General features: G+C 26.9%; 20 protein-coding genes, 2 tRNA genes, 1 other RNA gene and 1 pseudogene. 11 read left to right on the top strand and 13 right to left on the bottom strand.

Features of this window, described 5'->3' with window-relative positions; genetic code table 11:
* Nucleotides 1-485: pseudogene (locus tag GQV94_RS03995) on the top strand (autotransporter outer membrane beta-barrel domain-containing protein); the annotation flags it as partial.
* Nucleotides 486-1,062: 577 nt separating this feature from the next.
* Here GQV94_RS03995 and dnaK read toward each other — a convergent pair.
* The 5 genes from dnaK to folD all read right to left on the bottom strand — a co-directional run bounded on the left by dnaK (nucleotide 1,063) and on the right by folD (nucleotide 6,108).
* Nucleotides 1,063-2,934, bottom strand: coding sequence for a molecular chaperone DnaK (gene dnaK, locus GQV94_RS03990; RefSeq protein WP_200169729.1), 1,872 nt, complete (start codon nucleotides 2,932-2,934; stop codon nucleotides 1,063-1,065).
* A 20-nt stretch (nucleotides 2,935-2,954) separates the two neighbouring features.
* Nucleotides 2,955-3,467: a nucleotide exchange factor GrpE gene (gene grpE, locus GQV94_RS03985; RefSeq protein ID WP_200169719.1), complete on the bottom strand. Its 513-nt coding sequence runs from the start codon at nucleotides 3,465-3,467 to the stop codon at nucleotides 2,955-2,957.
* Complete coding sequence (locus GQV94_RS03980; protein ID WP_325099502.1) at nucleotides 3,464-4,249, bottom strand: HrcA family transcriptional regulator; 786 nt, start codon at nucleotides 4,247-4,249, stop codon at nucleotides 3,464-3,466. The genes grpE and GQV94_RS03980 overlap by 4 nt, the downstream gene beginning before the upstream one ends.
* 156 nt (nucleotides 4,250-4,405) lie before the next feature.
* A complete protein-coding gene (gene lepB / locus GQV94_RS03975) occupies nucleotides 4,406-5,251 on the bottom strand; it encodes a signal peptidase I (protein ID WP_200169716.1) in 846 nt (281 codons plus the stop codon).
* 14 nt (nucleotides 5,252-5,265) lie between these two features.
* Nucleotides 5,266-6,108: a bifunctional methylenetetrahydrofolate dehydrogenase/methenyltetrahydrofolate cyclohydrolase FolD gene (gene folD / locus GQV94_RS03970; protein WP_200169714.1), complete on the bottom strand. Its 843-nt coding sequence runs from the start codon at nucleotides 6,106-6,108 to the stop codon at nucleotides 5,266-5,268.
* A 76-nt stretch (nucleotides 6,109-6,184) separates the two neighbouring features.
* Between folD and GQV94_RS03965 the strand changes: the two genes are divergently transcribed.
* From GQV94_RS03965 to GQV94_RS03930, 8 genes are all read left to right on the top strand, one after another.
* Entirely contained in the window at nucleotides 6,185-6,523 is a 339-nt protein-coding gene (locus GQV94_RS03965; protein ID WP_210328634.1) for a hypothetical protein, read from the top strand.
* Nucleotides 6,523-7,797 carry a glutamate-1-semialdehyde 2,1-aminomutase gene (hemL, locus tag GQV94_RS03960; protein WP_200169712.1) on the top strand — a complete coding sequence of 425 codons (1,275 nt, stop codon included), beginning with the start codon at nucleotides 6,523-6,525 and terminating at the stop codon, nucleotides 7,795-7,797. Before GQV94_RS03965 ends, hemL begins: the two co-directional genes overlap by 1 nt.
* Nucleotides 7,794-8,039 carry an AtpZ/AtpI family protein gene (locus GQV94_RS03955; protein WP_200169710.1) on the top strand — a complete coding sequence of 82 codons (246 nt, stop codon included), beginning with the start codon at nucleotides 7,794-7,796 and terminating at the stop codon, nucleotides 8,037-8,039. The genes hemL and GQV94_RS03955 overlap by 4 nt, the downstream gene beginning before the upstream one ends.
* Nucleotides 8,036-8,536 (top strand): hypothetical protein, encoded by a 501-nt coding sequence (locus GQV94_RS03950; RefSeq protein WP_200169708.1) that lies wholly within the window; start codon nucleotides 8,036-8,038, stop codon nucleotides 8,534-8,536. Before GQV94_RS03955 ends, GQV94_RS03950 begins: the two co-directional genes overlap by 4 nt.
* Complete coding sequence (locus tag GQV94_RS03945) at nucleotides 8,514-9,683, top strand: MFS transporter (RefSeq protein WP_200169706.1); 1,170 nt, start codon at nucleotides 8,514-8,516, stop codon at nucleotides 9,681-9,683. Before GQV94_RS03950 ends, GQV94_RS03945 begins: the two co-directional genes overlap by 23 nt.
* Nucleotides 9,683-11,785, top strand: coding sequence for a flagellar hook-length control protein FliK (locus GQV94_RS03940; RefSeq protein ID WP_200169704.1), 2,103 nt, complete (start codon nucleotides 9,683-9,685; stop codon nucleotides 11,783-11,785). Before GQV94_RS03945 ends, GQV94_RS03940 begins: the two co-directional genes overlap by 1 nt.
* Before the next feature lie 228 nt (nucleotides 11,786-12,013).
* Nucleotides 12,014-13,438 carry an anaerobic C4-dicarboxylate transporter gene (locus GQV94_RS03935; protein WP_200169702.1) on the top strand — a complete coding sequence of 475 codons (1,425 nt, stop codon included), beginning with the start codon at nucleotides 12,014-12,016 and terminating at the stop codon, nucleotides 13,436-13,438.
* 73 nt (nucleotides 13,439-13,511) lie between these two features.
* A complete protein-coding gene (locus GQV94_RS03930; RefSeq protein WP_200169700.1) occupies nucleotides 13,512-14,291 on the top strand; it encodes an AAC(3) family N-acetyltransferase in 780 nt (259 codons plus the stop codon).
* 188 nt (nucleotides 14,292-14,479) lie between these two features.
* On the opposite strand, the gene GQV94_RS03925 is transcribed toward GQV94_RS03930, so the two are convergent.
* The 5 genes from GQV94_RS03925 to GQV94_RS03905 form a co-directional block, all read right to left on the bottom strand.
* Nucleotides 14,480-14,842 carry a hypothetical protein gene (locus GQV94_RS03925; RefSeq protein ID WP_200169745.1) on the bottom strand — a complete coding sequence of 121 codons (363 nt, stop codon included), beginning with the start codon at nucleotides 14,840-14,842 and terminating at the stop codon, nucleotides 14,480-14,482.
* A gap of 3 nt (nucleotides 14,843-14,845) precedes the next feature.
* On the bottom strand, nucleotides 14,846-15,310 hold the full coding sequence (locus GQV94_RS07780; protein WP_325099503.1) for a DUF5675 family protein: 465 nt from the start codon (nucleotides 15,308-15,310) through the stop codon (nucleotides 14,846-14,848).
* A gap of 57 nt (nucleotides 15,311-15,367) precedes the next feature.
* Nucleotides 15,368-15,742 (bottom strand): DUF1353 domain-containing protein, encoded by a 375-nt coding sequence (locus GQV94_RS03915; protein ID WP_200169740.1) that lies wholly within the window; start codon nucleotides 15,740-15,742, stop codon nucleotides 15,368-15,370.
* Between the two features lie 973 nt (nucleotides 15,743-16,715).
* Nucleotides 16,716-16,791 (bottom strand) — tRNA-Met (locus tag GQV94_RS03910).
* Nucleotides 16,792-16,802: 11 nt separating this feature from the next.
* Nucleotides 16,803-16,877: transfer RNA gene (locus GQV94_RS03905), tRNA-Gln, on the bottom strand.
* An 82-nt stretch (nucleotides 16,878-16,959) separates the two neighbouring features.
* Here GQV94_RS03905 and GQV94_RS03900 point away from each other — a divergent pair.
* Complete coding sequence (locus GQV94_RS03900; RefSeq protein WP_200169696.1) at nucleotides 16,960-17,979, top strand: bifunctional 3,4-dihydroxy-2-butanone 4-phosphate synthase/GTP cyclohydrolase II; 1,020 nt, start codon at nucleotides 16,960-16,962, stop codon at nucleotides 17,977-17,979.
* A 5-nt stretch (nucleotides 17,980-17,984) separates the two neighbouring features.
* Here the strand turns inward: GQV94_RS03900 and efp are convergent, their stop codons facing one another.
* On the bottom strand, nucleotides 17,985-18,554 hold the full coding sequence (gene efp, locus GQV94_RS03895) for an elongation factor P (RefSeq protein WP_200169694.1): 570 nt from the start codon (nucleotides 18,552-18,554) through the stop codon (nucleotides 17,985-17,987).
* A gap of 103 nt (nucleotides 18,555-18,657) precedes the next feature.
* Here efp and rnpB point away from each other — a divergent pair.
* Nucleotides 18,658-18,985: RNase P RNA component class A (gene rnpB, locus GQV94_RS03890), an RNA gene on the top strand.
* Here rnpB and GQV94_RS03885 read toward each other — a convergent pair.
* Together GQV94_RS03885 and fliS are read right to left on the bottom strand one after the other, a co-directional pair.
* Nucleotides 18,973-19,194: a hypothetical protein gene (locus GQV94_RS03885; protein ID WP_200169692.1), complete on the bottom strand. Its 222-nt coding sequence runs from the start codon at nucleotides 19,192-19,194 to the stop codon at nucleotides 18,973-18,975. The two genes, rnpB and GQV94_RS03885, sit on opposite strands and share 13 nt — an antisense overlap.
* Entirely contained in the window at nucleotides 19,178-19,561 is a 384-nt protein-coding gene (gene fliS, locus GQV94_RS03880; protein ID WP_200169691.1) for a flagellar export chaperone FliS, read from the bottom strand. The genes GQV94_RS03885 and fliS overlap by 17 nt, the downstream gene beginning before the upstream one ends.

Below are 19,561 nucleotides of genomic sequence, written 5' to 3'. Positions count from 1 at the left end.
CTGAACCTAATTCTTATGCTTATGGACTTAATGCTAATTTAGGTATGAATTTTATTAAAGATAAAGATATATTCTCACCTGAAGTTGGTTTAGCCTATGAAGGAGGTTATACAGAAGCTTTTTCTATGAAAGATACTATAGGTCAAGCTACAGTTAATGGAGGAGAGAGAACCTATGCAAACTATTTAAATCTCTTCTCTACTAAAACAAGCTTTACATGGTTTAGAGATTGGTTACCAAATTTAAAAACTTCATTAGAACTTGGAGCTAAATTTAATATCAATCCTAGTGTAAAAGCTAAAGCTAGATTTGGTAGTGTTAAAGTAAGTGATACATTTGATCTACCAAGAGTTCAAAAATTTGTAACTACTTCAGTAATTATTCCTGTGAATGAAGCATTCTACTTTAGCTTAAACTACAATGGAATGTTTGATAAAGATGGTAAAACTCATACAGGATTTGCTCAATTTAATTATGTGTGGTAAAAGAATATAAATAATTCTAAATTAGAATAAATATAAAGAACTAGTTTAATCTCCTTAACCCTAAATGACTTTAAGTTGTTTGGGGTTTATTCTTTTAAAAATACTTAATAAATTAAATCATAAGTTTAAATATAGAATAAAATTAAATGATAGAAAGTTAAAATATAAAATAATACAAATAACATATAGGTTATAAAGCAATATAAAATAAATACAAATAATAATTAAAAAGCAATACAAAAATATAATAGTAATTAAAAATAAAAATATAAAATCAATAATAATTTAAAGCAATAAAGATTAAAAATAACAAATAAAACTAAATAACTAAACATAAATAATAAAAATAAACATACAAACAAAAACAAATATAAAATTTATAATTCTTATAAATATTTGATTTAACGAAGATAATGAAAGAATTGACAAATCAGAACAAATTTTAAAAATGATTTCCTCGTATTTTAATAAAAAAATTATACAAAATCATCACTAAAAGATATTTAAAAATTAAATAAGATAAAATAGAATTGAATCAAGCCTTTTAAAAAGGCTTGATTGAAGAATTGAGAGAGTTTTACTCGACTTCAGCGTCGATTACATCATCATCTTTTTTCTTTTTATCATTTGCTGTATTTGACTCATCTTTTTTATACATATTCTCAGCTAATTTATGAGAAACTTCACTTAAAGCTTTCATTTTGCTTTCGATTTCTTCTTTACTTGCACTTTCATTTTTAAGAGTTTCTCTTAAATCATCTAATGCTTTTTGGATTTTTGCTTTTTCATCATCTGCAACTTTTTCTCCTAGCTCATTTAGAGATTTTTCTACTTGATGAGCAAGGCTATCAGCTGAATTTCTAGCATCTACAGCTTCTTTACGTTTTTTATCTTCTTCTTTGTGAAGTTCTGCATCTTTTACCATTTTATCAATTTCTTCTTCACTTAAACCGCTTGAACCTGTGATTTTGATTTCTTGAGCTTTTCCTGTTGCTTTATCTTTTGCACTTACAGTTAAAATACCATTAGCATCGATATCAAAAGTAACTTCGATTTGTGGCATACCACGTGGTGCAGGTGGAATTCCTTCAAGATTGAAATTTCCTAAAGATTTATTATCGCGGCTAAATTCTCTCTCTCCTTGTAAAACATTGATAGTAACTGCACTTTGATTGTCTTCTGCAGTTGAGAAAACTTGCTCTTTTTTAGTTGGTATAGTAGTGCCTTTTTCGATGATCTTAGTCATTACTCCGCCTAAAGTTTCAATACCTAAAGAAAGCGGAGTAACATCAAGTAAAAGTACATCTTTAACATCACCTTTTATAACCGCACCTTGAATTGCAGCACCAATTGCTACAACTTCATCTGGATTTACTGATTTATTAAGATCTTTTCCAAAAGCTTTTTTAACTTCTTCTTGAACTAAAGGAACACGAGTAGAGCCCCCTACCATAACGATTTCTTTAATTTCATCTTTTTTAAGTCCTGCATCACTTACCACTTCATTGATTTTAGTAATAGTTTCGGCTACTAAACTTTCAATCATACTTTCAAATTTTGCTCTAGTGATTGTTTTAGTTAAATGTTTTGGACCACTTGCATCAGCTGTAATAAATGGTAAATTGATATTAGTTTCATTAGCTGAACTTAATTCTTTTTTAGCATTTTCTGCAGCTTCTTTTAAACGTTGTAAAGCCATTACATCATTTTTAAGATCTATGCCTGTTTCATTTTTAAATTCAGTTGCTAGAAAATCAATTAATTTATTATCAAAATCATCACCACCTAAGAAAGCATTACCACCAGTTGCTAAAACTTCTACAACATTATCTCCAGTTTCAAGCACAGTAACATCAAATGTTCCTCCACCTAAATCATAAACAACGATTTTTTCACTATCTTTTTTATCAAGACCATAAGCCAAAGCTGCAGCGGTAGGCTCATTGATAATTCTTAAAACATTAAGTCCTGCTATCGTTCCTGCTTCTTTTGTAGCTTTTCTTTGAGCATCATTAAAATATGCAGGTACAGTAATAACCGCATCAACAACTTTTTCACCCAAGAAAGCTTCTGCATCTTCTTTTAATTTCATTAAAACTTTAGCTGAAATTTCTTGTGGAGTATAAATTTTTCCAGCAATTTCTATAGCACAAGCTCCATTTCTTTCAGTGATATGATACGGAAGTCTGTTTTTGGCTTCTTTTGCTGCTTCTTCATTTATCATAAGACCCATTATTCTTTTAATAGAATAAATTGTTTTTTCAGGATTAGTTACTGCTTGACGCTTAGCACTATCACCAACTAAAATTTCACCTTTATCTGTAAAAGCAACTACAGAAGGAGTTGTATTTTTCCCTTCTTTATTTGGAATTACTTTACTTTCGCCACGCTCATATACAGAAACACAAGAATTGGTTGTTCCTAAATCTATACCTATAACTTTACTCATTTTATATCCTTTATAATAATTTATTTTGCTACACTAACTTTTACTGGTCGTATTACACGATCATTGATTTTATAACCCTTTTGTAGAGTTTGTATAATACTTCCGCTTTGATGATCCTTACTCTCTACGTGAAACATAGCTTCATGTAAATTAGGATCAAATTCTTTAATTTCATCTATGGATTTTACACCATTTTTTTCAAGCTTTTTCATAAATAAATCTAGAGTATTTTGAACCCCCTCTTTAATTTTTAAACTTATTTCATCATTTGCTTCAACATTTAAAGCTGCTTCTAATGCGTCTAAAACATCAAGCAAATCTTTGGCAAAACTTTCATTTGCATAAAGCATTGCTGAAATTTTTTCTTTTTCCATTCTTTTTTTAATGTTTTCAAATTCAGCATTAGCTCTTATATATTTATCTTTAAGTTCATCTAATTCTTTTTGTAAAATGGCTTCTTTGCTTTCTTCTTGCTTTTCTTGTTCTATTTCTTGATTATTTTCAATCATTTCTTCATTGTTTTCTTGATTCACGCAGCCTCCTTTATCTGTTTTAAAACTTTATTATAATCCGTATAAACACTACCCGCGAAGATAATATTTACACTTTTGCCCAAAAACTGCGCATTGATTTTAAATCCCATAAAACCTTTTTTAAATAAAGGTTCAAATTGAAGACTTTCGCCGAATTTTCTATCAACTGCACAATCTAAGAGCTTAGCAAATTCATCGTTTTGATAAATTTGATAAGCTCTTTGTTCATTGATTTTACTATAAATTAAACCTTGTTTTAAATTTGAAATTTTTTGAGCAAGTTCAAAAAATTTAACTTTTAAAACTATATCTTCTAAATCAAAAAGATTTAATCCTATTAAAGTTTTTAAAAAATCAAAAGCTTGAATGTTATATTTTAAAACGATTTCATTTTCTTCAAAATCTAAAACAATAAATTTATTATTTAAGTTAAAAATTTCTTTTAAAATAAGATCTCTACCGCCATAAACTAAACAATAAATCTTGTATTCTTTAAGTAAATGATATAAAAATATTTCATTTTTAATATCAAGCTCACTATCAATATCAAGCTCATTTTTCCAATAATTTTGCATAGTTAAAATAGTAGGAATTCTACCACTGCTAATATGAATTTGAGTTATAAGTCCTTCATCGCTAAGCTTTTTAAGATATACACGTATAGTAGAAGCTGGAATACAAAGACTAGAATTTAATTCATTAGAACCTATAGGTGTATTATCTAACAAATAAGTTTCGATGATAGATTTTAAAATTAATTCTCTTTTATCCTCAACTTTTATCATTGTCAAACTCTTAAAAAATCTATAATTTTTGATAATTATATAACTTTAGTGATATTTTGTCAAGTATTATTTTAAAAAATATACTTAATTTTGTTTAGTCTATAACACTAAAGTTATATTAGCATATAATTATAAATCTAATAAGACTCGGTATCATTGTGATGAAATCTGATTTGAATTTTTATCAAAATATTCATCGCTTTCTAGAGTTTCTACAAAACGTCCTACCCTATCCCAACGCACATTTTTTTCTTCATCCCAAGAAAAATATACAAACCAAGGACTTCCAACAATCAAACTATAAGGCACGCTTCCCCAAAAACGGCTATCATAAGAATTGTCTCTATTATCTCCCACCATAAAATATTCATTTTCTGGAACATCAAAAATATAAGCATTACCACCATTAAAGCCCACATTGGTGCCTAATTCTTTAAAATAGATAGGAGACATAGCAAAATCACTTCTCATCATATATTCTAAAATTTCTCTTTCTATATTTTTATGTGGATCATAGTGAATACCTTTTTGTTTGTAAGGTTCTTTAACATAAATTTCTCCACCTAAAACAACTATATCATCTTTATAGTGTTCTTTCATAAAATCATCACCTTCGTGCATCCTTATATATAAGGTTTTATTAGCATAAACTACACGATCAAGTCCTAAGGCTACACAGCGTTTTACATAATGTTCTTTAGTATTCTTAGGATTTCTAAAAACTACTATATCCCCTCTTTTAGGACCTTCTGCAGAAATTAAATGTCCATTTTTATTGAAGTCGGGCAAAACAGGAATTTCAAGCCAAGGGATATGCGGGGTTGGAATACCATAGCTGAATTTTTTTACAAATAAAAAATCTCCAATCAACAAAGTATTTTTCATAGAACCAGAAGGAATAACAAAAGCTTGAATAAAAAAGAATATTACCAAAAGAACGATAACAATAGTTCCGGTCCAAGATTGAGAAAAATGATAAAGTTTCTTTAAAAATTGCATATAATTTTCCTAAATTAAAGTCTATTTTTTGCTGATTTAATTGTATTTTCTAAAAGCATTGCTATAGTCATAGGGCCTATACCACCAGGAACAGGTGTAATATAGCTTGATTTTTTTGAAACATTTTCAAAATCAACATCACCTACGATTTTATTATCAAGATGATTAATACCAACGTCTATGATAATAGCACCTTCTTTTATCATATCAGCCTTTAATAAATGAGCACAACCCGCAGCTACTACAATCAAATCAGCTTTTTTTGTATAAAAATTTAAATCTTTTGTTTTAATGTGGCATATACTTACACTAGCACCAGCATTTAAAAGCATGGTTGCCATAGGACGCCCTACTATATTAGAAGCTCCAATAACCACAGCATCAAGTCCTGTTAAATGGATATCATAAGCTTTTAAAAGTTTAATTACCCCCAAAGGTGTACAAGGTAAAAAGCCACTTTCTAAACCTAAATTTAAATATCCTACATTTATAGGATGAAAACCATCAACATCTTTAGAACTTGCAATATTTTCTAAAATAATATCTTTATTAATATGACTAGGTAAAGGAAGTTGGATCAAAATCCCATGGACACTATCGTCATAATTTAAAGTATTAATAAGGGCTAAAAGTTCATTTTGAGTTATATCTTTTTTTAAATGATAAGAAAGCGATTTAATACCACAAAATTCACAAGCTTTAATTTTATTTTGCACATAAACTTTACTTGCTTCATCATCTCCAACTAAAATAACAGCTAAACAAGGTTCTATAGATTTTTCTTTAAGCTCTAATACTTTAAGTTTTAATTCATTTTTTATTTTTAAACTTAAAGCTTTGCCATCAAGTAAAACCATTGCTTTCCTTTTTAAATTTATACATTTTTTAAAATAAAAATTGTATCATATTAAGAATTTATTAACAAGGTAGAATTTGAGACTTATTTTTATAATATTGTTTATTTTTCCAAGACTTTTTGCAGAAGATTTTATCACTATGAGAGAATACGCTAAAATGCTATATGAAAACCCAAGAGGAATCAGCTGTAAAGAATGTCACGGAAAAAATGGAGATGAGCAAATTCTAGGATATATCACCAAAAAAGATACAAAAATACCTTATAAAATTCCAAGCATTCAAAATTTGAGTTTTGAACAATTTAAATTAGCTCTTACTCAAGAAAAAGATTCAAAATCTATTATGCCAAGTTATTCTCTTACTGAAGATGAAATAGTAACTTTATATAATTATATTAATCATAAGGAAAAATAATGACAAATAAACAAGCTTTTGAAGAATCATCTAAATTTATAGCAGGTGGAGTTAATTCTCCTGTGCGTGCTTTTTTAAACGTTCAAAGCAATCCTTTATTTATAGATCATGGCAAGGGGGCTTATATTTATGATATCAATAATGAAGCTTACATTGATTATGTTCAGAGTTGGGGTCCATTACTTTTTGGACATTGTGATAAAGATATACAAAATGCTTGCATTAAAGCTTTAAAAAAAGGATCAAGTTTTGGTGCCCCTACTTTACTTGAAACCACGCTTGCAAAACTTATCCTAGAATCTTTTCCTCATCTTGATAAAATTCGTTTCGTAAATAGTGGTACAGAAGCAACGATGAGTGCTATAAGACTTGCTAGAGGATATACAAAAAAAGATAAAATTCTCAAATTTGAAGGTTGTTATCACGGACATTCTGATTCTTTATTAGTAAGTGCTGGAAGCGGAGCTGCTACATTTAATTCTCCTAGCTCTTTAGGAGTTTTAAAAGATGTTGCAAAGCAAACTTTAGTAGCAACTTATAATAATATAGAAAGCGTTAAAGAACTTTTTCATAAGCATAAAGATATAGCTTGTGTTATTATAGAACCTATAGCTGGAAATATGGGTTTAGTAAAAGGAGAAATTGACTTTTTAAAAGAATTGACTAAAATCTGTAAAGATAATGAAACTTTACTCATCTTTGATGAAGTAATGAGTGGATTTAGGGCTTCATTTTTAGGTTCATATGGAATCAATAAAATAGAAGCTGATATCGTAACTTTTGGTAAAGTTATTGGCGGAGGAATGCCAGCAGCAGCTTTTGCTGCAAAAGCTAAAATTATGGATTATTTAAGCCCATTAGGCGGAGTTTATCAAGCAGGAACACTAAGTGGTAATCCTTTGGCTATGGCGGCTGGAATTGCAAGCATTAGCAAAGCAAAAAATACAAAAAATCTCTATAACAAACTTGAAAAACTTGCCAAAAAATTGACTTTAGGACTTAAACAACTCGCTAAAGAAAAAGGTATAGCGTTGCAAACTTCTTATGTTGGCTCAATGTTTGGATATTTTTTTAATGAAAATGAAGTAAAAAATTATCAAGATGCCTTAAAATCTGATTTAAAACTTTTTGCTAAATTTCATCAAAATATGATTAAAAATAAAATTTATCTAGCTCCTTCTTCTTTTGAGACAGGTTTTATTTGTTCAAAAATGAATCAAAAAACCATTGATATTACACTAGAAGCCGCAAGAGAAAGTTTTAAAAAATTATGAGCAAAAGAAAAAAAATTATTCAAAAAAGCATAGAGGCTGCAAATGGTTTAAGTCTTGGAATTTCTATCGTTGTAGCTATTATCCTTGGCATAGGTTTGGGTTATTTTTTAAAAAAGATTACAGGAATTACCTTTCTTTTTTGGCTTGGAATTTTTTGGGGAATAGCAGCAGCTATTTTAAATGTATATAAAGCCTATAAAGCACAAGTTAAAAGCTATGAAGAATTTCAAAATAAAAAATGAAAACAAAAGATAAAAAAAAATTATTTTTATTATTTATTATAGTCCATATATTTTTTTATGGACTTTCTTTTTTTACTTATTCTTTAAACCAAAAAAATATTTTAAGTTTTGAAATTGCTTTTTTTAGTAGTTTATTGATCATCATTATTTCTTATTTTAATTATCAAAAGAATATTGTAAAAAATACATATAAATATAAATTTGATCAAATACCAAATATTTTCATTAAAAATTATAAAAAAGATCAAAAAATTATAAAATTTAAAAAGGTAAATGACGATTTAAAACTGAATTTTAAAGATAAAATACAAAATTTTACTTTGTTTTTTACTTTATTTAAATTATTAGCTTATGGAATTTTAGTCGCTGGATTTTTATTTTTAAATCGCAAAGGCATTTTTTCTACTTTTGCTTATTTGGGTGGAATTTCGGCTTTATTAATATGTATTATAATATTTGCTTTATGTGTAAAATATGAGTTTAACAAGAATTATTAGATCTTTAATGGCATTATTTGCCTCTATGGCTTTTTTATTTGCTGGAAATGCCTTGATGATGAGCTCTATAGGAGTTATTTTAAAAGAAAACAACTCAAGTTCTTTAATGATAGGAGTGATTAGTTCTTGTTTTTTTATAGGTGCCCTATGTGCAACAATAGGAATTCATAAAATTATATCTAAAATAGGACATATTAGATCTTTTGGAATTTTTGTTTCTATTTTTGGAATTTCTGCTATTTTACATGCTTTAAGTAATAATTTATTTTTTTGGGCTTTTTTAAGATTTTTAATTGGAATTTGCTATTATGGCTTGCTTATGGCTATAGAGTCTTGGCTTAACGAAAAATCTAAAAATGCTACAAGATCTAGAATTTTAGGTTTTTATGAAATAATTTTTTACTTCTCTTATGCCTTAGGAACTTTAATTTTAGCTCTAAATTTAAATCAATATACTATTTTTATTATAAGTGCTAGCTTGATTTTATTTTCTTCTTTGCCTTTAAATTTAATCAAGATTAAAGAACCAGCAATACCAAAACCTCATCCTATTTCTATACCTAAAATTTTTAATATAGCTCCATTAGCTATTGCAACAAGTTTTGTTGGGGGCTTACTCATTGGGGGATTTTTTTCTATGTCTTCTTTGTTTATCATTTTGCAAGGCTATGATACAAAATTTGTTTCTTATTTTATAGCTTGTGCAACTTTAGGAGGATTTTTAGCTCAAGCAATTATGGGTTTTATTTCCGATAAATTAGGAAGAAAATTTGCTATTATTATTTGCGTTCTCATAGGTTTTTTAACTATGTTATGTTTTTTGCTTCTTAAACCAAATATTTATTTTCAGTATTTTTTAGCTTTCTTTTTAGGTTTTGGAACTTTTTGTCTTTATGCCTTAGCACTTGCTCGTGCTAACGATGCTTTAACTTCAAAAGATAATATAGTAGAACTTGGGCGTGGAGTATTGTTTTGTTATTCTTTAGGATCTTTACTTTCTCCTTTAATCTTAGGTATTTTAATGCAATATTTGAGTTTTTATGGTTTTATATATTTTTATGCATTTTTATTTGCATTTTTATTTATTTTTGCCATCAATAAACCAAATTTTATTTCTAAAAAAATAAAAATATTAAAGATAAGATGATGATTAATACAGCGCTTACAAATCAAATAGGAAACAAACTTAAAAATGAAATTAAACCTGATTCAAATTCTAAAGATACTATATCAAAAGATAAATTAGATCCCAAAGATCTTCTAAATAAAACCTTAAAACAAAATTTAGATAAAGTTATAGATTCTGAAGAAAATATACAAAAATTTATACAAAATAAAACTGATTTAAAATTTAAAGAATTAATCAATAAGCTTCTTGATCAAATTAATGCCCAAAAAAACCCAAATTCTCCTGTTTTAAAACAAGCCAATAGATTAAATCTTGCTCCAAATTTTGCAAATGAATTAAAAACTCTAATACAAGAACTTTCAAAAAATAATCAATTTTCACAAGTATTGAATAAATTACAAAATTTATTAAAACCTATGGCAGAAGTTAAAAACAATGATGTAGCGTTATTGTTTAAAAATTCTGGAATATTTTTTGAAGCCAAATTAAAAGATTCTCTTAATAAAGATCTTTTACCCAAAAGTTTTCATACTCTTGTCAATGGAATTAAATCTTTAAGCAAAGAAAGTATTATCAATGAAATTTTAAAACTTGATTCATTAAATTTAAGCCCAAAACAAAGTTTAGAAAAACTCAAAAGTATTATAGAAAAAAATATCGATGAAAATAAACAAATTTTAAAAAATAGTTCTTTTAACGCCTTAATAAACTTAGGTAAAAAAATTACAAATTTTAAAAACTATATTAATAAAAATCCTGAATTCTCTCAAAAAAAAATTATTACAGTGGCAAATAGAATTTTAAATGAAATCAATGCATTAAAAAAAGACTTTATAAAAGATCTTAGCAAACCTCAAAATATAGCAATTAAAAATCCTCAAATTCTTAAACAAGCTATGCAAAGCTTAGATAAACTCGAACGCATTTTAAAAAACATTATTGAAAACAAATATCAAAAACCAGATAATGAAAAAAATTTCAAAACTACAACTCCAATAGAAAAAAAAGAAAATCAAATTAATACCAAAGATATTAAATTAGAAACAAAAGATTCAAAAGATAAAACAATAAAAGAACAAAATAATAAAATAGAAACTAAAGAAGATTCAAAAGATACAATGATAAAAAAACAAGGAGATATAAAAGAACAAGAAAAAAATATAGAAGAAGAACAAGAAAATATAGAAGAAAAAATACCAACAACACAAAAAAAGGAAAATGATAAAAAAGAGATAAAAACTAGTAAAAATGAAGATAAGATACCACAAAAAGAAATAAAAAATTCCCAAAAAATGGATATAAATATAGAAAATACCACTCACAAAAACGAATTTTTAAATCAAAATATCTTTAATAATCTTATAAAAAATGAAAATTTAAACGAACAAAATGTTAAAAATTTAATTTTTTTAAACAATGGAGAAGTATTAAATGAAACAGAAGATTTAAGCAAGGCTTTAACTTCATTTTCTAAAAAAATTGAAGAAAGTTTAAAACAGCTTGATCCAAATTCCAAAAATGCTAAAAATCTTTTAATAGAGCTAAAAAATCTTGATCATAAGGTTAATCTTTCTATAAAAGATATACAAAATATTAAACCAAGAACACAAAATGATATAAACTATGATATACACAACGACATAAAATCCACCTTGCTTCAAATTTCAAATTTAGCCAAAACAACAGACAATGAAGCTATTTTCAATCAAGCTAATAGACTTATTGCACAAATTGAAATCAATCAATTAATGTCTTTAGCTAATAACTCTATCAATACTCATATACCTTTCTCTTGGGATGATTTAAATGATTCTAAAATCATCTTTAAAAGAGGAAAAAAAGATAAATTTTTTGCTCAAATTAAACTTGAATTTTCAAAACTTGGCAATTTAGAAATTTTAATCGCCTTAAATAATCAAAAATATATAGATATAAATATAATGGTAGAAAATAAAGAATTTAGAAAAAATATTTATGAAAATGCGCATAAACTTAAAAAAAATATCAATAAAGCAGGTCTTTTAAGTGCAAATTTCTTTGTTGGAGATATCATTAAATCAAAATTTGATATACATACAAAAAATTTTGATTTAAATATGGGAATGGATAAAAAAGTCTAATTTAAATTTTAAAATTTTTACAAATATCTTTGGTTAATTTTTGTATAAAATTAATACAATTTTTAATTTATCTAAAACAATATTTAAATTGTCAACCTACTTGATTTATCTCATAATAAAATATCAAAATAACTTAAAATAAAAAATATTTTTATATTTTAATAAGATATATTTAATTTTTATTAATATAATATTTTATTAGTATTAATAAAAATTAAAGGCAATAAAATGGAATTTTTAACCAATCTTAGCGAAGGCGTTCAATTTCTAATTCAAATTATTATAGTTCTTGCTTGTCTTTTTTATGGAGCCAAAAAAGGAGGTATAGCACTTGGATTACTAGGTGGAATAGGAATTTTAATGCTTGTTTTTGCTTTTCATATAAAGCCAGGAAAACCTGCTATTGATGTAATGCTAACAATTTTAGCAGTAGTTATTGCAAGTGCAACACTGCAGGCTAGTGGAGGACTTGATGTGATGCTTCAAATTGCAGAACGTATTTTAAGACGTAATCCCAAATTTTTAACTATACTTGCACCTTTTATAACCTGCTTTTTAACTATACTTTGCGGAACAGGTCATGTTGTTTATACTATAATGCCAATCATTTATGATATAGCCATTAAAAATAATATTCGTCCAGAACGCCCTATGGCAGCAGCTTCAATCTCTTCTCAAATGGGAATTATAGCAAGCCCAGTTTCTGTTGCTGTTGTCTCACTTACTGCGCTTTTATTAAATTCAAATCATAAATTAGCAGGTTTTGATGGGTATATCAATTTGCTTCAAATTACAATACCTAGTACGCTTTTTGGGGTTTTGTGTGTGGGAATTTTTTCATGGTTTAGAGGTAAAGATTTAGATAGAGATGAAAAATTTCAAAATAAACTTAAAAATGAAGAATTTAAAAATTACGTTTATGGAAATACTAAAACTTTACTAAATGAAAAACTTTCAAAAGACAATTGGTTGGCAATGTGGATTTTTTTAGGTGCTATTGTTTGTGTTGCCTTGCTTGGAATTTTTGATTTTCTACGTCCAAATTGGGGACAAATTGTAAAAAATAATATCCCTCAATTTGATAGTTTAGGAAATCCAAAATTAGACATTTTATCTATGGTATCTGTTATACAAATGTTTATGCTTTTAGCTGGATCTTTGATAATTATTTTTACCAAAACAGAAACTAAAAAAATTGCATCAAATGAAATTTTTAAATCTGGTATGATTGCCATGGTAGCAGTTTTTGGAATCTCTTGGATGGCTGATACTATGTTTGCTATCCACACTCCAATGATGAAAGAAATACTTGGAAACATAGTTAAAGATTATCCTTATACTTATGCAATTATGCTTTTATTGATTTCAAAATTTGTTAATTCTCAAGCAGCAGCTATTTCAGCTTTTGTTCCACTAGCTTTAAATATAGGCGTAGAACCAGGTATAATCATAGCCTTTGCAGCAGCTTGCTATGGATATTATATTTTGCCTACTTATCCAAGTGATTTAGCAACTATACAATTTGATAGATCAGGAACAACTCATATAGGTAAATTTGTAATCAATCATAGCTTTATTATACCTGGACTTTTGGGTGTATTTAGTTCTTGTGTAGCTGGATATTTTATAGCTTTAAGCACTGGATATATTTAATTATTTATTTTTTGGATATCATATTTATCAAAATCTTATATAATAAGTCCTCAAAAATAATAAAAGAAGTAAAATGGATACTTTTTTAAGAGCTGATAAAAACTATACCTTAAATGATTTACTTATTACCTTAGAAAAATTAGGCATTAAAAAAGGTGACGTACTTTGCATACATACCGAACTCTTTAATTTTGGTTTTCCTTTGCTTTCCAAAAAAGAATACCTTAATACTTATATTAAAGCTTTTCTAGAAATTTTAGGAGAAACTGAAACTCTTATAATGCCTACTTTTACTTATAGTTTCTGCAAAAATGAAAATTATGACAAATTAAACTCCAAATGTAAAGTAGGAATTTTAAATGAGTTTTTCAGATTCTATGAAGGAGCAACAAGGAACAATGATCCTATTTTTTCTTTTGCTATAAAAGGAAAAGAGCAAAAAGAATTTTTAAAAGATCATTCAAGTTGCTTTGGAGAAAACAGTGTTTATGATACGCTTTATAAAATGAATGGAAAAATTATACTTCTTGGATCAGAAATCAATGGTTATACTTTTACACATTTCATAGAAGAAAAAGCAAAAGTACCTTATAGATATTTTAAAAATTTTAGCGGAAAAATCATTGATGAGTTGGGAAATATTTCTCAAAAAAACATAAAATACTATGTAAGGAATCTAAATACAAATTCAAATCTTGATGTTTATAAACAAATAAAGATATTAAAAAATTCTAATAATTTTAAAAAAGAAAAATTTGGAAATTCTTGTATAATAAATATAGATTCTAAATCTTATCTAACAAATACTTTAAAAAAATTACTAGATGATCCTTATTATCTTTTAGAAAATTAACCCTAAGCTAAATAAAATTATAGTCTTTAATTTATTGGTCCAGAAAAGACAAACAGAAAAAAATAAATTATACAATATAATACAATATTTTATTAAATTTTAAAGTTTTTATTCTATATCATTTGACATTTAGGTTTTTCAATGGGCTTAAACTTAGCAATTCTTTAGGTATTTTAACCTTTTGAATTTCAATTTTTGTTACCACTTGTTGCGTTGTGCTCCCACAACCTATCAATAACATCGTTAAAAAGCTTAGTAAGGTTATTTTCATTGCTTTTATAAATGTATTCTTTAACATATTTCACCTTTTCTCTTATTTGCTCTTTTTCATTATTTGCATTGCTTATAGCTTGTAGTTGTGCTTTATGTATTTTATTTATCTCTTTTAGTTTTTTTAAATTTTCATTATTAGCTTCTAAAGCAAGATTTAGATTATTTTTAGTCGTTTCTAATTCTTGCTTAGTTAATTTAAGATTAAAACTTAAAAATACCATAGAGATAATAAGTATTCCTATGAAAATATAGCTTTTATATTGAAATAAAAAATTCATTGACTAGTTTAACTCGTTAATTATTTCAAGCTTAATATTGCTTAAATCTTGATGATACACCAAATCATAAAATTTTTTACAAGCTAATCTACTTGAACCTATGCTTTCATTATCATTAGACTTAGTTAAACCTAGTAAAATACAACCTTTGGTATCTTTATCAGTGTTACCCCAATGTATAAGAATGTGTCTATCAAAAGGAACATCATTATTAAAAATATTAATAATGCTATCATCATCTTTTAAAACTTTAACCCCTGCTACTTCTTTTTTACCTTTATCGTTAAAACTTGAAGTCTTGTGTCTTTTAAGATTATAAATTCCAGCAAGAACTCTTAAATCTTGCTCTCTTTCTAAGCCTTCTTTATCTTCTTCTAAGGAAAAGCAATCTAAAAGTATATTTTCTTTATCATCAAAAACTCTAAATTTTCCTATAACGCAAGTACTTGTTGTATATTCTTCTAGTATTGTTTATAATTCTTTATTTAATTTCCCAATGCTATACTTCATTTTAATACTTCAAACTCATTTTATCCCCTTTATTAAACATTTAATTTTATGAAACAAATTACAAGAGTGATAAAAAATAAAAATTTTAAATTCATTTATTTCTAAAGCTTGCATTGCCTCTTTTAAAACCTTATTGGCTAACATATAATCATTCTTACTTCTTGCTTTTATGCATAAAAAATCGTGTATTACACAAGCACTAAAATACTCACTTTTAAAAGGTGGATAAATACTCCAAAAAATTCTAGGAATACTTGCTCCATCAGTTTTAAAACCCTTAGGTATAACACCGTTAAAGCTTGGTAAAGAAAAAGCATAATCATCAACTACTTCAAACCTATCTTTATCATAAGGTTTTACACATACTCTTTTTAAATCATTTTTCATTATTTTCCTTTTTTTATAAATATTTCTTAATTCATCATTTCTTATTTGAGTAAGTTTTACAAGTCTTTCATCCATTCTCATAAGATCTGTATAGATCCAACTTATCATTAGTTTTTGAATAAAGGGTAAATTTAGAGAGTTTAAGTAGTATAGAAATTATTCAGAATTATATTCTAAAGAAGATATTGAAAAATTTTATAAAAAATATTTTGGACTTGCTAATTTAAATTAGCAATCTCATCAATATGGTCAGCCTAATGCTTCACAGGATAATTTTTTAAATTTAAAGCGTAATTATATTAAGATATTTTTGATATATTCTTTTATAACATCATATTTAAAAATTTCATTTAAAAGAGAAAAAATTTATCAGTACCTTCTTTTATATTCTCTTTTCTAAATTTCTCAAAACTTTTTAAAATATCTTTAATTTGTAATTTATCTAATATAATACAAAAGCAAATCTTTGCAAATAAATCATATAGCTTTTTTCGCTTAATTCTATTTTTTAAAGTTTTATTTTTTCTAATGCCAGTTCTTTAAATGTTGTTTGAGATTTTTCTCTTATGCTATCATTTTGGGCTAAATTGATTTTTAAATTATCTTTTTCTTTTCTTGCATTTTAAAGACTTAAAGCAGGATATTCACCTAAAGTTGCTTTTTATAATTTAAAGTTTTAAAGCATTTATAGTTAAACGTTTTTTTATCATTAGATAAACACAAATAAGCAAATTATCAAATCAGCAATATAATATTTTTTATCTTTAGCTTTTAAAGCTTTTATTTTGTATCATTTAACACTTTTATTCCTTTAGACCAATAAGGTCAGCTAGGTCAATAATAAAGTCAATAAAAAATATTTGCAAATATAATAAATTAAAAATAATCTAAAAAAATTAAACATCTATGAAAAGCCTATTTTATAGATAAGTAAAAAGAAGTAAAGAAAATTAAAAAGAATAAAAAATAATATCTCTGGTTGCGAAGGGGAGATTTGAACTCCCGACCTTCGGGTTATGAGCCCGACGAGCTAACCACTGCTCTACTTCGCGATCTTAAAAAATGGATGGGGTAAAGGGATTCGAACCCCTGAATGACAGGACCAAAACCTGTTGCCTTACCGCTTGGCGATACCCCATTAAAAGCCAAAATTATAATTAAATTTAATTGATTTGTCAAGTAAATAAAGCTATAATTTTTTAAAAAACTTAAGGATTTAAATGAATTTTATAAGCATAGAACAAGCTATTGAAGATCTAAAAGCAGGAAAAATGCTTGTAATGGTAGATGCAGAAGATAGAGAAAACGAAGGAGATATTATTTTTCCAGCCGAATTTAGCTCAAAAGAAAAAGTAAATTTTACTATAAAAGAAGCAAGAGGGGTTGTATGCGTTGCTTTAAGTGAAAAACTAGCCAAAAAATTTGAACTTCCTTTAATGGTTCCAAATAATACTTCCAATCACGAAACAGCTTTTACTATAACCATTGATGCAAAAGAAGCAACAACTGGAGTTAGCGCCCATGAAAGAAACATGACTATAAAACTTTTAACAGATGAAAATGCAACAGCACAGAGTTTTGTTCGTCCAGGGCATATAAATCCTTTAGTAGCTAAAAATGGTGGAGTATTAGAACGCACTGGACATACTGAAGGTAGTGTTGATTTATGTCGTTTAGCAGGACTTAAAGAAGCTTGTGTAATTTGTGAAATTGTTAAAGATGATGGAGATATGGCAAGACGTACTGATTTAGAAGAATTTTGTCAAAAACATAATCTAAACATGATCACAGTTTCTGATCTGATAGAATATCGGTTAAAAAATGAAAGTTTAATTGAATTAATCAATCAAAGTTCTAGTTCTCTTGCAGGTTTTGCAGCACAAAAATACGAATTTAAAGATCATAATGGCATTACACATATTGTTTTTTCTTTTAAAGAGCCACAAAAAATTGAAAATGTAAAATTTCATTCAAGCGGAAGCGACTTTGAACTCCTTACTTCTGATAAATTTTCTACATTATTAAAACAAATAGAATTTTTATATCAAAATGGTGGCCTTATAGTTTTTATGCAAGGAGAAAAAACACAAGCAACTCAGGTTAAAAACTATGGAATTGGAGCACAAATTCTTAGATATTTTGGGATAGAAGAAATAAATTTAATATCACAAAGCCATGATAAAGATTTTATAGGACTTAAAGGTTTTGGACTTAATATTAAAACTTGCAAAATAGCATAAAAATGCTATTTGCTTGCTTTTTCTATGTATTCACCTCTTGTGGTATCCACTCTAATTATCTCTCCTTCTAAAACATGAAAAGGAATTTGAACAACGGCACCTGTTTCTAAAGTAGCTGGTTTTTTATTAGAACCTTGAGTATCACCTTTAAAATTAGGTGCTGTTTCTATGATTTTTAACTCTACAACTTGAGGAACTTCAACACCAATTGCCTTGCCATTATGAAATAAAACTTCTACCATCATACCATCTAAAAGCCATTTTTTAGCTTCACCCACATCATCTTCTGTGATAGCTACTTGCTCATAAGTTTCAGTATCCATAAACTGACAATTTTCACCGTCATCATAAAGATATTGCATTTTTTTATTCTCTAAATTTGGAGCTTCGCACTTATCTCCCGCATGAAAAGTCTTTTCAAGGACTTTACCATCAATAAAAGATTTTATTTTTATGCGTACAAAAGCAGGACCTTTACCTGGTTTTACATGCTGATATTCTACTATCTTAAAAGGAATACCATCAATTTCAATCTTTAAGCCTTTTTTTAAATCACCCATCGAATAAGATGCCATAATCATTCCTTATATGAAAAATAAATTTTATTTTATCAAATTTTATTTTATATACTTATAAAAAATTTATTTTCAAAACAAGAAATTTTAGTTAAAATTATACAAAGCATAGCAAATGCTCGCTTCATTATTATTTTAATGAAGAGGAAAGTCCGAGCTGCAAAAGACAAGAATTCCATCTAACAGATGGCTAGGGCAACCTAAGGGAAAGTGCAACAGAAAACAAACTACCACTAAGTGGAAAAGGTGAAAAGGTGAGGTAAGAGCTTACCAGCGATTTTAGTAATAATTTCGGCTTTGTAAACCCAATTCGCAGCAAGAAGGGATGGTTTAAGTCTTTAGTTGGACCCTTCGCTTGATTTTGTTTGTAAAAACAAAACTAGATAAATGAGCATTCAAGACAGAACTCGGCTTATAGCTATGCTTTAGTATATTCTAAAGCTCTTTTAAATTTATGAATTTCTTTAGCGGCTATATCTTTTTTGCTGATAATAAGCCTTATTGCTTCTTCGGTTAAAGCTTTAACTTCTATTAGTTTTTCATTATCCATATTGCGTGGAAAATTATCTACAAGCTCTTCTAAAATACTGATATTTTCTTCAATTAAAGCAAGTTTAAATTTATCAAGCCAAGTTTTCATTATTATGAACATCTCTCCAAGCTTCTAAAAGACCTTTTACAACATTGATTACTTCATCTACTCTTGCTTCATTATTTTCCAAATTTGCTAAAGATAAAAGTTGAATCTCTCTTGTATAAAGACCACTTAAATAATGTGCTACGTCTCCACCTTTTTCATAATCAAGATTATCAATAAGCTCTATAAAAATAGCCGTAGCTCTTTTTACATAATAAACTCTTTGTTCTATATCTTCATTTTTAATAGCAAATTTAATTCTTGCACAAAAACGTAAAATTCCCTCATAAAGCATTTCAATGAGCTTTTGTGGAGATTCTATCCCCACTTGATTTTGAGAATAAGCATTATAGGCTAAATTATTTTGCAT

Origin of the sequence: Campylobacter sp. TTU_617, assembly GCF_016599045.1 — a bacterium.
Lineage (GTDB): Bacteria > Campylobacterota > Campylobacteria > Campylobacterales > Campylobacteraceae > Campylobacter_D.
Note: the sequence above shows the minus strand (reverse complement) of the source record. Positions and strands in the feature narration are given on the sequence as shown.

Excerpts from the sequence above, each read along its gene's own strand:
- dnaK (WP_200169729.1), bottom strand. The coding sequence starts at position 2,934 with ATGAGTAAAGTTATAGGTATAGATTTAGGAACAACCAATTCTTGTGTT.
- lepB (WP_200169716.1), bottom strand. The coding sequence starts at position 5,251 with ATGCAATTTTTAAAGAAACTTTATCATTTTTCTCAATCTTGGACCGGA.
- folD (WP_200169714.1), bottom strand. The coding sequence starts at position 6,108 with ATGGTTTTACTTGATGGCAAAGCTTTAAGTTTAAAAATAAAAAATGAA.
- hemL (WP_200169712.1), top strand. The coding sequence starts at position 6,523 with ATGACAAATAAACAAGCTTTTGAAGAATCATCTAAATTTATAGCAGGT.
- GQV94_RS03955 (WP_200169710.1), top strand. The coding sequence starts at position 7,794 with ATGAGCAAAAGAAAAAAAATTATTCAAAAAAGCATAGAGGCTGCAAAT.
- GQV94_RS03950 (WP_200169708.1), top strand. The coding sequence starts at position 8,036 with ATGAAAACAAAAGATAAAAAAAAATTATTTTTATTATTTATTATAGTC.
- GQV94_RS03945 (WP_200169706.1), top strand. The coding sequence starts at position 8,514 with ATGAGTTTAACAAGAATTATTAGATCTTTAATGGCATTATTTGCCTCT.
- GQV94_RS03940 (WP_200169704.1), top strand. The coding sequence starts at position 9,683 with ATGATTAATACAGCGCTTACAAATCAAATAGGAAACAAACTTAAAAAT.
- GQV94_RS03935 (WP_200169702.1), top strand. The coding sequence starts at position 12,014 with ATGGAATTTTTAACCAATCTTAGCGAAGGCGTTCAATTTCTAATTCAA.
- GQV94_RS03930 (WP_200169700.1), top strand. The coding sequence starts at position 13,512 with ATGGATACTTTTTTAAGAGCTGATAAAAACTATACCTTAAATGATTTA.
- GQV94_RS03925 (WP_200169745.1), bottom strand. The coding sequence starts at position 14,842 with ATGAATTTTTTATTTCAATATAAAAGCTATATTTTCATAGGAATACTT.
- GQV94_RS03900 (WP_200169696.1), top strand. The coding sequence starts at position 16,960 with ATGAATTTTATAAGCATAGAACAAGCTATTGAAGATCTAAAAGCAGGA.
- efp (WP_200169694.1), bottom strand. The coding sequence starts at position 18,554 with ATGGCATCTTATTCGATGGGTGATTTAAAAAAAGGCTTAAAGATTGAA.
- GQV94_RS03885 (WP_200169692.1), bottom strand. The coding sequence starts at position 19,194 with ATGAAAACTTGGCTTGATAAATTTAAACTTGCTTTAATTGAAGAAAAT.
- fliS (WP_200169691.1), bottom strand. The coding sequence starts at position 19,561 with ATGCAAAATAATTTAGCCTATAATGCTTATTCTCAAAATCAAGTGGGG.